Annotated in this window: 10 protein-coding genes; 6 read left to right on the top strand and 4 right to left on the bottom strand. The window is 63.6% G+C overall.

The genetic code is table 11. The features are described 5' to 3' along the window. The first annotated feature begins 68 nt into the window (after nucleotides 1-68). Nucleotides 69-1,139 carry a GNAT family N-acetyltransferase gene (locus JAO77_RS19170; protein WP_198992048.1) on the top strand — a complete coding sequence of 357 codons (1,071 nt, stop codon included), beginning with the start codon at nucleotides 69-71 and terminating at the stop codon, nucleotides 1,137-1,139. Nucleotides 1,140-1,278: 139 nt separating this feature from the next. On the opposite strand, the gene JAO77_RS19165 is transcribed toward JAO77_RS19170, so the two are convergent. The 4 genes from JAO77_RS19165 to JAO77_RS19150 form a co-directional block, all read right to left on the bottom strand. Then, nucleotides 1,279-2,415 (bottom strand): phosphotransferase, encoded by a 1,137-nt coding sequence (locus JAO77_RS19165; protein WP_198992047.1) that lies wholly within the window; start codon nucleotides 2,413-2,415, stop codon nucleotides 1,279-1,281. 172 nt (nucleotides 2,416-2,587) lie between these two features. Next, nucleotides 2,588-3,721, bottom strand: coding sequence for a DUF3419 family protein (locus JAO77_RS19160; protein WP_198992046.1), 1,134 nt, complete (start codon nucleotides 3,719-3,721; stop codon nucleotides 2,588-2,590). A 23-nt stretch (nucleotides 3,722-3,744) separates the two neighbouring features. Then, the gene (locus JAO77_RS19155) at nucleotides 3,745-5,316 is read right to left on the bottom strand and encodes an AMP-binding protein (RefSeq protein WP_198992045.1); all 1,572 of its coding nucleotides are present in this window, start codon (nucleotides 5,314-5,316) and stop codon (nucleotides 3,745-3,747) included. 528 nt (nucleotides 5,317-5,844) lie between these two features. Continuing rightward, nucleotides 5,845-7,131 (bottom strand): PAS domain-containing protein, encoded by a 1,287-nt coding sequence (locus tag JAO77_RS19150; protein WP_198992044.1) that lies wholly within the window; start codon nucleotides 7,129-7,131, stop codon nucleotides 5,845-5,847. 203 nt (nucleotides 7,132-7,334) lie between these two features. On the opposite strand from JAO77_RS19150, the gene JAO77_RS19145 reads away from it, so the two are divergent. The 5 genes from JAO77_RS19145 (at nucleotide 7,335) to JAO77_RS19125 (ending at nucleotide 13,314) form a co-directional block, all read left to right on the top strand. After that, a complete protein-coding gene (locus JAO77_RS19145; RefSeq protein ID WP_198992043.1) occupies nucleotides 7,335-9,587 on the top strand; it encodes a TonB-dependent receptor in 2,253 nt (750 codons plus the stop codon). 262 nt (nucleotides 9,588-9,849) lie between these two features. Then, nucleotides 9,850-10,443, top strand: a complete 594-nt coding sequence (locus tag JAO77_RS19140) for an RNA polymerase sigma factor (RefSeq protein WP_198992042.1) — start codon at nucleotides 9,850-9,852, stop codon at nucleotides 10,441-10,443. Between the two features lie 763 nt (nucleotides 10,444-11,206). After that, nucleotides 11,207-11,851, top strand: coding sequence for a hypothetical protein (locus JAO77_RS19135; protein WP_198992041.1), 645 nt, complete (start codon nucleotides 11,207-11,209; stop codon nucleotides 11,849-11,851). 181 nt (nucleotides 11,852-12,032) lie between these two features. After that, nucleotides 12,033-12,884: a hypothetical protein gene (locus JAO77_RS19130; protein ID WP_198992040.1), complete on the top strand. Its 852-nt coding sequence runs from the start codon at nucleotides 12,033-12,035 to the stop codon at nucleotides 12,882-12,884. A 52-nt stretch (nucleotides 12,885-12,936) separates the two neighbouring features. Next, nucleotides 12,937-13,314 (top strand): hypothetical protein, encoded by a 378-nt coding sequence (locus JAO77_RS19125; RefSeq protein ID WP_198992039.1) that lies wholly within the window; start codon nucleotides 12,937-12,939, stop codon nucleotides 13,312-13,314. Nucleotides 13,315-13,329: the final 15 nt, after the last annotated feature.

Below are 13,329 nucleotides of genomic sequence, written 5' to 3'. Positions count from 1 at the left end.
TAGCCGGCAGCTACCGCTACACTTCTCCGCCTTCCTTCCGCTCTTGAAAACACTCTCCTAGCCTTTCTATGTCCGTTTTTTTAGACCGCTTGCCCTACACCGGCGAGCTGCCCGCGAGCTTCGATACTGTGGGCCGGCAGCCTTATGCCGGTTTGGGCTACGCGCCCGACGATGAGCCCGCCGCTGAGCTTTGTGCCGAGCTAGCCGCTACCCACGACATCGTTTTTTACACCGACCACTGGAATATGCGCCTCGCGGGCTTGTTTCCCAAAGCCGGGGGCGAGGTCGCTTACTTCGGGTTTTGGGAAACGTCGGGTGAACTGCTGCTCAATCAGGTAGCCTTCGACCAACTCTACAGCGATGCTTCCGAGCGGGGGTTTAAGGTGGTGCAGGGGCCGCTGCACTTCAGCACCTACTTTCGCTACCGGCTGCGGCTAGGGGCTGTGCCCTCGTGGCGGCAGTTCAACCGCGAGCCCGTGAATCCGCCCTACTACCCCAGCCTGCTCGAAGAATTGGGGTTTCGGCCGGCGCTGACCTTCGAAAGCCACCACTTGCGGGCCCAGGATGTGCCGCTGGTATATGAGCAGCAGCGCTCGGTGGAGCAGCAGCTGTACCAACTGCCATTCGAGTTTATCCCCCTTACGCCGCTGGTCTGGGACGAGCTGGAGGATGAGATTTTTGAGCTGATTCAGCAGATTTTCAGCCGTAACCCAGCCTACCGGGCCGTGAGCAAGGCGCAGTTTCGGGTGCTCTACAACCACGCGTATGCCGAGGGGCTGTGCCCGCACGCTTCGGTGCTGTTTCGGCACCGGCCGAGCGGGCGGCTGGCGGCTCTCAGCCTGTGCCAGCCCAATTACCACTCGCTGGGCCGGGCTATCAGCGAGCACCCCGTGTACGCCCGCGACTACCCGCGCCTCACCACCCGCACCCTGCTAGCCAAAACCGTGGGCGTGCACCCCGACTACCGCGGCCAGGGCCTGCAGGCGCTGCTGGCTGCCTACGCCATGCAGGAGTTTCATGCCCACTACGACGATGTGGTTTTTTGCCTCATGCGCACCGGCAACCGTGCGTTGCGCTTCCTCAAAAACCTGCCTACCGAGGTGACCCACTACGCGCTGTTTGAGCAGGAATTGGTATAGAGCTTAACTAGTATCGTTTAACCGTGTTTGTCATTGCGAGCGTAGCGAAGCAATCGCATCAGGACGGGACCTAGTTAGTCTCATCCAGGTGCGATTGCTTCGCTACGCGCGCAATGACAGGTATACGAACCGCTAAGCACTAATCACCACCCGCCATTGCCGCAAAAAAGCTTTCTATCACCCGCGGCAAAAAGGGGTAGGGGCTGAGCGCGTGCGGCAGCAAGTAGAGCCCTAGGCGGTGCAAGCCAAACTCCAGGGTAGCCAGGCGGGTGCCTTCGGCAAAGGCGGCCTCGTCGGCGAAGCGGCCGGTGCAGGCGTGCAGTTGCTGGCGATAGTAGTCTAGGTACTCAGCGCGGAGGTGGTAGCGGTCGGGCCCGAGCACGAAGCACAGCAGCTCCACGGCGTCGTACTGCGGCAGGTGGTAGGTAGCCAGCTCCCAGTCGTAGGCCACCAGTTGGGGCTGGCCATCGGCGCCGGGCCTGAAGCAGGTATTGCGCGGGTTCAGGTCGTTGTGAATAAGTGTTTTGGGCAGGGTGCCTAGGGTGGCCCAGTTGCCCGGTACTTCCCGAATGGCCTGGCCCAGCTGCTGCCGCCGCGCCGCCGAATACTGCTCCGGGAAGTGCCGCCCGGCGTGGTCGAGCAGCGCTTCCCAAAGCGGAGCAAGCTGCGGCCAAGTAGCTGGCGCGGCCTCGGGCGCCGCGGCGCCGCTGGGCACGAGGTGGTGCGCGTGCCAGGCAGCGAGCTGGCGCAGGGCCGCCCGCAGGTGGGTATCGGTCCAGTGGGCGGGGGCAAGCACTGAGTTCAGCAGCTCGCGTTCACTTAGGTCTTCCAGCACCACGAGGTACGTATCAGTGGCCGGGTCGGCGTGGGTGGCCCACACGCGCGGCAGCAGAGTGGCAGCCGGGCTGGGCGGGGCGGCGTACACGGCCAGCTCGCGCCGGTGCGTAGCGCCAAAGCCGGTGAGATACTCAAAAGCCGGGTACACCTCGGCCACGGCCCCACCACAAGCCTGGGCCAGGCCCGTAATCATCTGACAAATGGCGCGAGCGTGGGGCTTGGCCTTAAGCACCAGGCGCTCGGTGCGCCAGGGCTGGCCAGCCTCGCGCAGCTCTACATCTAGCCCAAACAGGCCGATGGGCTGCGCTGTGCGCCCCGCTGTGAGGCTAGATAAAATGCTGGTGGAGCTATCGAGTGCCCGGGGGCGCACCGCCCGCACTTCAGCCGCCTGGGTAGGAGCGTGCTGGCGCAGTAGCGCTTGCAAAAAGTCCGGATTCATAGGAAGTAGAATAGAAGAAGGTGGTTGGCGCCTAGGTGCCCTAGGTAGCCAAAAGCATTTCTGAAGTGGGTGTGGTGCACTGCTGCGCGGACTTCGTAGTCCGCGTTTAAGGGTGCGTAGTCATGGACTACAAAGTCCGCGCAATTAGTCAGCTATACCCCGCGACGCTCACCTAGACAGCCTGTAGCAGCGGTGCTGGCGCGGCGACAGGCGCTGAGCAGCCGGCATATGCCAGCACCCGCACGCCGCCGAAGTAGAAACAAGCATCGTGCGCCCCTATGGTGGCTGAAGTGGCGGTTAGCAGCGGCACTGCCGCCGTGCGCCGGGGGGCCTGAGCTTGCAGCAAATTCCAGAAAACCAAACGCAGTGGGGCAGGCCGAGCCGCCAGCGCCCGGCTCACGCGCCCAAACTCGGCTGGGCTGACGTACTCAAAAATGTTAGACAAGCTGGCTTTTGTCACGTCGTGCCCAGCGGCCGAGAGCAGAAACTCGCTGGCCTCGCCTGTCACGAGCCGCAGCCGGCCCAAGCTGCGGCGTAGCTGCGACTGGTGGGCAGCTTGGTAGCAGGGCGGCAGTAGGGCTTCTGGCAGGTTTTCGGGCCCAAAGAATAGGAAGCGGAAGAAGAAATTATCCCTCGCCAGCCGCTGGCTCAATTGCCGCCGCAGCCGCTCATAAAATATAGCTCCACCCGATGCGGCTGCGTAGCGAAACAGACGCGGGTCGCGCCCTTGGCTGAGGTTGGCCGCGTCGAAATAGGCCACGAATAGCGCCTGAAATGCCGGTTGGTCTAGCTCCTGCCGAAAGTAGGCCCACTGCTCGGCCACGCTGCCGCAGGTGAGTAAGCCCCGCAGCCGGGCCTGCCACGCGGCCGGCAGGCTAGGCACGAAGCCCGTGACGTAGCTTTCGAGCTGCCCAGCCAGCAGCAGGCCCCTAGGGTGCCGGGTTAGGTAAGCGGTCCAGTCGGCGTAGTCGGCCGGGGGCAGGGTGGCTTGCAGCGCGGCGGTGGCCGCGGCTACTGCGGCCGGGCCATCGAGGCCCAGCAGCCCGCGCAGCACCGCCGGCGGGTGGTGCGCGATGGCGTGCGCCTTGAGGGCCAGCAACCGGTTTTGCAGCGGGTTCAGGTCGATGGCCGTGACCTGGCGCGGGCCGGCGAGCAGCGCATTCAGGGCGTTGCAGCCCGCCGAGGTGATGATGAGCGCGTGGTCATCGGGCCCTAGGTCGAGTGCCTGGTACAAAGTGGCGTGGTCTTCCCAAACCAAGCCATAGCGCAGGCGGTCGAGGGGGATGCGGGCAAATTCGGATTGCATAGCGAACGGGGGTAGAGCGAAGGTTAGCGAAGGAGGTCGTAGCGAATTTTGGAGAAGTGCCGGCCATCGACGGGCAGCCGGGCGCAGAAGGTTACCCGCCCCACCAGCCCCGGCTCAAACGCGGCCGCGCTGGCCGCCTGCACGGCCGCCGCTGTGATGCTGCCGGCCACCAGCACGTCGAAGGCCGAGCCGTCGGGGCGGGGCAGCGCGGCTACTTGCACCACGCCAGGCAGCTGGCGTAGGTAATGCTCGAGCTGGTAGTGGCCTACGCCGCGCACCAGCGCCGCCGCCCCGCGCCGGCCCGTGAGCCAGAGCTGCCCAGCCGCGTCGAAATAGCCAAAGTCGCCAGTAGGCAGCCAGGCGCCGGGGGCCGCCGCCACGTGCAGCCCGCGCACCAGCACCTCGCCGGTTTGGTAGCGCGGCGGGCCAGAGGGGGCACCTAGGGCGGTGCGGGTTGCATCGGGTTGCCACACCGGCTGCGGCTCATGCAGCTGAATGGTGAGGCCCGCGTGCGGCTGGCCCACGCAGTACCCCAGGCGCGGGTCGAGGGCGGGGCCGTCCACGGTGCGCACGGTGATGGGCTCGGCCTCGGAGGCGCCGTAGATGACGTGGCACACAGCCCGCGGAAACCAGCGGCGCAGTGCCACCAGCAGCGCCTCGGGCACCGGCGAGCCGCCGACGCCCAGCGCCCGCACCCCAGGGAATATGGCCGGCTGCTGCCCTAGGTAGGCCAGCAGTCGCTCGAAGTAAAACACGTTGCCCGTCAGGGTTTCGACGCGCTCGGTAATCAGCTGGGCTACCACGCGGGCGGGGTCGAGCTGCGCCAGCTTGCCGCCGGGCAGGTCGGGCACGATGCTGAGCGTCCCCACGGCCAGGTTGTGCAAGATGATGTTGGGAAACAGCGGAAAGTCGCGCTGCCCCGGCCAGGGCGGAAACTGCGTGCGCAGTGCTTCGTGCTGGGCTTGCAGCACGCGGTGGCTGCGCCGCACCGCCGCTGGCCGCCCCGCTGTCGAGCCCGAGCTGTGCGAAATCAGGGCTGGTTGCTCGGGGCGCACGGCGCGCAATACGGGCGTGGCCACGGCGCCCGGCTTGGGGGCCTCCCACTCGTCGTAGTTGGCCACGACGGGTGCGGCTACGCAGCGGCAGCCTATTAGGCTCCCCAGCCACCCTAGGCGGCGCCGAGCACCGGGCGCTACCACCGCCAGCCCAATGCGCTCGGCCTTGAGCAAGTGGTAAAGTGTGCGAACCCCCGCACCCGCCGGGGGTAGCACGGGCACCCCACCTAGGCCGAGCACCGCCAGCAGCGCCGCCACTAGCTCGGGGCTGCCGGGGTGGGCCAGCAGCACGGGCGTCCCTAGGGGCAGTGGCCCAAAGACTTCGAGCGCCTGCTGCCAGGCCTGCACCCGTGCCAGCAGGGCGGCCCCACTCACCCTATGCGGGGTGGCGCCGGGCTGGGCCGCGGGCCAGCGCAGCACTTCCTGGGCCGAGTGGCGCTGCAACGCCACAAACAGGCGCTCAGCAAAGTTGGGATGCAGGGCTGCGTCTGCGGGGCGCGGGCGAGCGCTAGTCAGGGGTTGCGTGGGGGCGAGTAGCATGCTCAAAGGTGAGCCGCTTGCTATCGCCACCGCTAACTAGCTTTTGCCAAAAGCTGACTTTTTGAGGAAAGTGTTTCTGAAATCTAGTAGTAGCTAGGTGGTGCCCTAGGGGTTAGGTTTTTGAGGATAAGTGGTTGATGAATAAGCATTAAAACTGTTTATTGATTATGTCTGGAATAAATAAGCTTCCATTTCCAATCAGACTTTACAATAGCTTCCTAGGTAGCTGCTGAGGCCGAACGCATTGGGATGCGTGGGTAGTCGATAAAATCGTTGGTCATGCAGCGCGCAGCGAAGCATCTCGCGTGCTGATGTCTGTTTGCGTCATTGATTACTGCGCCACGCGAGCTGCTTCGCTCGGCATGACCTGCTACTATCCGTACAGGTCTTAATTATTAAGAGGTTAACTAGATACGTAGCCTTAACAACAGCAAAGCACCTCGTAGGCACCACCTTCTAATAGAAGTGCGTGGTGCTTATAAGGTGCTTTGCTGTGCGCTGTTTGAGCGCTCGGTTTGGGCTAAGTGCTTACTGCCCTAGTAGCTCGTTGAGCTTGCGGCGAGTTTCGACTAGCTCGGTGACTTCGTAGGCATAGATGGTGATGCCCGCCGCCTGGCCGCCTTCGTCAAAGCGCTGGTAAAGCGAGTTGAAGTACGCCTCGCGCAGCTGGCCGCTGCCATCGTTGGTATCGAGCCGAACGAGGATTTCGCGGCCGTGGTAGCTTTCGCCGGTGGCGTACACTTTATCTAGTTCTTCGAGTATACCCTGGCCGCGCAGCTCGGGGAAAGCCTCTTCGGTGGTACGGCCCACCAGCTTGGTGTGGTTTACTAGCTCAGCTAAGCCCTCATTCACAAACTCGAAGCGGTGCTGTGGTCCCCGCGTGATGCCGATGCAGGCTGGCGCCTGCATGAGCAGGCCGTACAGGGTTTGGCGTTGCTGCTGGGCCAGTTGGTAGTTTTGGTAGGCTTGCTCCGAGAGGCTGGCTTGCTGCTCGTTGGTGTCGAGCAGCTCCTGCACCATCAGCTTCTGGTCGTGGATGTCGGTGGCGCCGCCTACCCACATCGTAATAGTGCCATCGTCGGCGCGGCGGGGCTCGGCGCGGCTCAGCAGCCAGCGGTACTCGCCATCGGCGCGGCGCAGACGGTACTCGGCCTGAAACGACTCGCCGGTGACCACGCACTGCTGCCAGGTGGTTTGCACGCGTGCTTGGTCGTCGGGGTGCAGGTCGGCGGTCCACTGCTCGCCTAGCTCTTCGGCCAAGTTCCGGCCGGTGAAAGCCAGCCAGCGCGGGTTAAAGTAATCGGCCTCACCGGTGGGCGTAGTGGTCCAGATAAATACCGGCAGGCTTTCCAGGATGAAAAGCGTGCGCGACTGCTCCTCGGCCAGCTTGGCCTGAGCCTCGGCGGCGGCCTTGGCCATGCGCAGCTGCTCGGTCACGTTTTGAGTGCGCTGCAAAATGTATTGCAGCTGGCCCTGGGCGTCGAGAATGGGGTAGTGGGTGGCTTGCCAGTAAAATTCTTCAAGCTGGCCATCGGCCCCAGCCAGGTCATAGCGAATGAGCGGCATGGTGTGCGGCTCGAGGTGCTGCCGCACATAGTCGTGCGACTCCTGAATGGCATTGACACCGCTGGTGCCGGAGGTGGGGTAGGCCTCAAAAATAGTTTTGCCTACTGCTTCTTCCCGGCTCTTGAGCGACACGGCCACGTGGCTATCGGTATTGTCAAGCACGGTAGAGTCAGGGCCCATCAGCAGGAAGCTCTCGGGCAGTGACCGAAAAAGGTGTTGGTAATCGACGGGAAGGACAGAGTCAGGCATTATGGAATAACTAGAGCGGGGGCGAAAATACACATTTCCACCGCCTACAACGCAGCCGCCCCGCTGGCGTTGCCTGGCCGCGCCCAAACCGGCTTCCGCGACGGTTCAAGCCGGGGTTTTGCCGGTTCAGTAGCTTTTAATTGAAGGTGCCTACCTAGGCCGACACCTTTGAGCCACCAAGCCACCCCAAGCTATCCGGCCCCATGAAAGCACCGCTACTGCCCCTGCTCCTCACGTTTGCCACCCTAGGTACTGCCGCTGCCCAGGCGCCCGCTGCCCCGCTCACGGCCCCGGCGCCCGCCCACCCCAACCTAGGGACCACCCAGCTCAGCGGCACGGTGCTAGATGGGGCTGGCCGCCCGCTGCCCGGCGTAAACGTGTTTCTGAAAACCACCTTCGACGGCGCTACTACCGACTCGCTCGGGCGCTTTGCCTTTAGTACCACCGCCACCGGCACGCTGCCGCTGGTGTGCACGCTCATCGGCTACGAAATGCAGGAAACGCCGCTGGCGCTAGCGGGCGGCCCGCTGGCTTTGCCGCCCCGCCGCCTGCGCGAAAGCCGAGCCTCCCTAGGTACCGTCAGCATTGTGGCGGGCGCCTTCGAGGCTAGCGACGAAAAGCGGGCCGCCGCCCTCAAGCCGCTCGATATTCTGACCACGGCCGGGGCCAATGCCGACATCGCCAGCGCTCTCAACACCCTGCCCGGCACCACGCGGGTGGGGGAGGAGGGCAAGCTATTTGTGCGCGGCGGCGCGGCTTCCGAAACCCGCTACTACCTCGACGGGCTGCCCGTGCAAAGCTTCTACGGCGGCAGCACGGCCGGCGTGCCGGCGCGGGGCCGGTTTGCGCCCACCTTATTTAAAGGCACGCTTTTCAGCACCGGCGGCTATTCGGCCGAGTACGGGCAGGCGCTGAGCGCGGTGGTGGGCTTGAACTCCATTGACCTCGACCCCGAAACCCAAACCGGCATCTCGCTGCTGAGCGTGGGCGGCAGCCTCTCGCGCACCCAGCGCTGGGACCGTACCTCGGCCTCGGCCACGCTCGACTACACCAACCTGGCGCCCTACTTTGGCCTCACCGCCCCCGGCCAGGGCTGGGAGCAGGCCCCGCAGCGCCTAGGTGGCTCGGTGCGGTTGGCCCACCGCACCACGGGCGGCGGCTTATTCAAAATCTACGGCACCTACAGCAGCCAGCAGCTAGCCACCCGCCAAGCCGACCCCGAAGCCGCCTACGCCGCCACCGGCCGGCTCACTAGCCTGCAAAACCAGAACTACTACCTCAACACCACTTACCGCACTGCCCTGCGCCACGGCTGGAGCCTAAACGCCGGCCTGGCCCTAGGTAGCGAGCACAACGCCGTGCAGCCCGAGCCCCTGCGCGTGGAGGAGCTAGAGCGCACCGCCACTGCCCGCCTGGTGCTCACCAACGACTCGGCCAGCACTTGGTTTAACCTGAAAGTAGGCACCGAAACCACCGTGCAGCGCTACGACCTGCGCTACCAGGCCACGGCCGAATCGCCCACGCTCACCCCCAGCGTTTTAGAAAAACGCCCCGCCGTATTTGCCGAAAGCGACCTGAGTTTGACGCCGCGCCTCACGGGGCGCCTAGGGCTGCGGGGCGAGTATTCGGGGCTGTTGCGGCAGGCCAACCTGGCGCCACGCCTGGCCCTGGCCTGGCAGCTGGGCAGCAGCCAGCAGGTAGCGCTGGCCGGGGGCTTGTTTTACCAAAACCCTACCAACGACCTACTGCGCGTGCAGCCGAACCTAGGGTTCGAGCGGGCGGCGCACTACATCTTCAGCTACCAGTACCAGACTAGCAGCCGCACGCTGCGCGCCGAGCTCTACCGCAAAGACTACCGCGGCCTGGTGCGTTTCGATGGCGCCGATTTCTTGAATCGGAATGCCTACGCCAACTCCGGCACCGGCTACGCCCAAGGCGTGGATATCTTCTTTCGCGACCGCTACCAGACCTTTAAGAAAATCGACTTTTGGGTGAGCTACGGCCTGCTCGATACCCGCCGCCAAGCGCGGGCCGACCTCGCCCTGGCTACGCCCACCTTCGCCGCCACCCACAACCTGAGCTTGGTGGGCAAGTATTGGTTTGAGAAGCTACACTTGCAAGTGAGCGGCACCTACAGCTACGGCAGCGCCCGCACCTACCAAGACCCCAACCTGCCCGGATTCAACCAGGGCCGCACGCCCAGCTACCAAAGCCTTGACCTCAGCTTGAGCTACCTCACGCACCTGGCCGGGCAGTATACTATCGTGCACCTAGGCGTCACCAACCTGCTTGGCCGCGACAACATCTACGGCTACCGCTACGCCACCACGCCCGATGCCGCCGGCAGCTACGCCGCCGCCCCCGTGCGCCAGCTGGCCCCGCAGTTTGTAGTGGCCGCGCTGCTCATCTCGATTAATAAGAAGTCGCCCGGCGATACGTCGGTAGCACCCGATTAGGGCCTGTGTCCCGGCCTAGGTGCCAGCCGAGCCCATGCTTAAACTTAGAGCGCAGAGAATTGCCTTATACATTATGGCCACCAGTGAAAGCCCTGACCTAAACAGTTGGGGCTTTCTTTATGCTAGTAAACATCAACTTGCAAATGGCTTCTGCGCCGACTTTGAAATAAATTTAAAATTTCTCTTATTTTTTTGGGATATGCCGGTAACCTTTTGAAGATTCGCTCCGAGTCAGGTAGTAGGAAGTAATTAGCGACCGGGCATGTCCAGACCCTTACCCCTTCAGCTTGCGGAACTACTCGTGGCGGGCCGGCCCCTGGACCGGCACGGCCAGGGCCTGCTGTACAAGCACTACTACGGGTTCGCCGCTAGCATTTGCCGGCGCTACCTCCCCGACCCCGAGGTGGCGCTGGAAGCGGTGAACGATGGGTTTCTGAAGGTATTTCAGGAACTGCCCCGCTTCGATGCTGCCCGCTACCCCGACCTAGGCGGCTCGCTCACGGGCTGGCTGCATCGCATCATGGTGCGCACGGCCATCGACCGGTTTCGGGCCGAGCACCGCCACGCGCTGCTTACCAGCATGGAGGAGGGCGGGCCCGACTACTCCGACGGCGGGCACACGCCGCTCGATGCCCTGGCCTTTGAGGAACTGTTGCACCTCATCGGGCAGCTATCGCCGGCCTGCCAGGCCGTTTTCAACCTCTACGTCATCGACGGCTACTCGCACGAAGAAATCGCGGCGCAGCTGCACATGACGGTGGGAGCTTCCAAAACCAATCTATCTAAAGCCCGCGCCGGTCTCAAACACTTGCTTAAACGCACCCACCACCATGCCTACGCCCACTATGTCAGATGAAGAGCTGGACGCGCTCTTTCGGCGCGGCGCGGAAGCGTATCCGGACGAGATGCCCCCGGAGGCATGGACGCGCATGGAAACCAAGCTCGATACCGCCGCGCACACCCAGCGGCTGCGGCGGAAAGTTGGCCGTTTTTTTGCCGGCGAGCTGCTGGTAATAGCATTGCTACTTTGGCAAATAGCCCGCTTGGCTAGCCCAGTAGCACCTGCAGAAGGTATTACTGCTGGCCGGCTAAACTTGTCGCAAGCCGCCATTAGTTCGATGGGCACTGCCAGCGCTTCCAGCGGCCGAATTTCAGGTTTATCGCTTACCGCTTCTGCCCACCCGACGCAGCCCGCCGTTTCAGCCAAGCCAGCTGCCCTAGGTAACCTAAGTGAAGCAAAGGGAGCTTCACTGGGCGTGACCCTAGGTAAGGTTTCAGCACCAGTTTCTATACTTAAAACGCAGCGTGCGAATGCAGAACAGCCACTAGCTAAGATTTCGCTTTTGGGTGGTAGCAAGCTGCTAGTTGCCAGTGCGGCTAGGGGAAGAAGCCGGGCCGCGCAGCCAGGCGCTCAGTCAGTGGCTCGCCCGACCAACCTAGGTGGCGCTTTGCTTCATCATCAGGCGGCAGGCCATTCGCACGCTCTTAAACAAATGGCTTATGCCAAAGAAGTTGAAGCGGTAGAATCGTTGGATGGCCGAGCAGCTCTGCTAGAAGTTCCATCCTATTCGGTAGCTAATTCGCTACGTGCTATACCTGATTCGGTATGTCCTCTGGCCATGCAGCAGCGCGCCGCCGACTCGACGCCGCCTCGGCGCCCGGCACCGCGCCCCCCATATCGGGTAGTAGTGGGCCTGCTGGCCGGGCCGAGCGCCAGCGGCGTGCGCACCGCCCAGTCGGCCCGGCTGGGCCTCGACTACGGCCTCACGCTAGAATACCGCTTCACGACGCGGCTGCGGCTGCGGGCCGGCCTGCTCAGCAGTCAGAAGCACTACCTGGCCGCCAGCACCGACTACCAAGCCCCGGCCGCCTGGCAGTGGTTTCCGGGCACCTATGACCTGGTGGCGAGCTGCCGCGTGACCGAAATTCCGCTCGACCTACGCTATGATGTGGTGAGCCGGAAAACGTTCACTGTATTTACTAGCCTAGGGCTCAATTCTTTGCTGATGCGCGATGAACGCTACAGCTACGACTGGACCATGAACGGCCAGACATTCACCAAATCGGCGCAAGTACTCAAGGGGTCCAACCATTTCCTGAGTGTACTCAATCTAGCTGTCGGCTTTGAGAAGCCACTGGGCACGCGCTGGTCAGTGCAGGCCGAGCCTTTTTGGCAAGTGCCGCTAGGTGGGGTGGGGGCGGGCCAGATACGCCTCACCAGTGCTGGGGCTGCTTTCTCACTCAAGTACGGGCTGTTGCGGTAGCTGCGCAGGAGCCGCCCCGCTGGCTAGCGGGCGTTGATTCGATATGTAAGCGGCCCCGTTCGCGGCGGGGCTGCTGGCAGGCCCTAGGGCCTGCCCACGCCTGCCGGGCCCGGCAGGTACTTGGAGCCGCTTGGTGGCTGCTTTAACTAGCTTATTGCTTAACCCTTTACCACTCATTATCATGTTTGGACACCACTCTTATGCCCGGCCGTTTGGCTGGGTAGCCGGCCCCCTGTTGGCCCTTGCCCTGAGCTTCGGCGGCTGCCACCAATCGGATAGCCCCGACCCGGCCCCCACGCCCACCATCGCGATGGCCCCCGATGCCGTAGCCGGCCCCCACATGGTAGATGCGGCGGGCAACACGCTCTACTATTTCGCCCGCGACCTGTCGGGCACCAACAACTGCACGGGGGGGTGCGCCAGCGTATGGCCCATCTTCTATGAACCTAACATTGTGGTAAGTGGCGATTTAAAAGCCAGCGACTTTGGCACCATCACGACCAGCGGCGGGCAGCAGCAAACTACCTATAAGGGCTGGCCTGTATACTACTACGCCCCAGCCGATGCTAGCGGGCAGTTTGTGCGCGAAAAACCTGGCCAGGTGACCGGCGACAAGGTGGGCAACGTGTGGTTTACGATGCGGCCCGACTACTCCATGCTGCTGGCCCGCACCAACGTCACCAACAAGACGACCAATGCCACGAGCCTCAAAAGCTTCCTGATTGATGGCCAGGGCCGCACGCTCTACACCTTCGCCAAAGACCAAACTAGCCCCAGCACCCAGCCCACCAACTGCACCGGGGGCTGCGCCAGCGTGTGGCCGGTATATGGCGAGGTGCCCACGGTAATGCCCTCGGGCTTGAAAGCTAGTGACTTTGGCAGTATCACCCGTGCCGATGGGCCGGGCGGTGCTTCGCGCCAGCAAACCACCTACAAGGGCCTGCCGCTGTACTACTACACCCCCGACAACAGCGCCCGCAATACGGTGGAGGGCGACGGCGTGGGCAACGTGTGGATGGTAGCGGCGCCCTAGGTGTCAAGTAGTTGCTTTTAGCTGCTTTGCCCACCAAGTATCCTCCCAGCTTATGCCTGCCAAATTATTACTGCTCGCCGGCGTGGCGCTCCTGCTTGGGGGCTGCGCCTCACAAAATGGGGAAGACTTGCTCGGCAGCGGCCCCCTGCCCACCCCCAGCTGCGACACCACCCGCGTGACTTACGCCGCCACCGTGGCGCCGCTGCTGCTGCAAAACTGCGGCAACTGCCACGCCAACGGCGCGGCCGCTGGTGGCGTGGGCCTCGGCGCCTACGCCCAAACGAAAACCGCCGCCACCAGCGGCCGCCTGCTGGGCTCCGTGGACCACGCGCCCGGCTACTCGCCCATGCCTAAAGGCGGGGCCCAGCTCTCGGCCTGCGACCGCGCCAAGCTGCGCAAGTGGGTGGCGGCGGGCGCTCCTAACAACTAACCCTCCTTTTTGCAG

This window comes from Hymenobacter sp. BT559 (assembly GCF_016427535.1).
GTDB lineage: Bacteria > Bacteroidota > Bacteroidia > Cytophagales > Hymenobacteraceae > Hymenobacter.
Note: the sequence above shows the minus strand (reverse complement) of the source record. Positions and strands in the feature narration are given on the sequence as shown.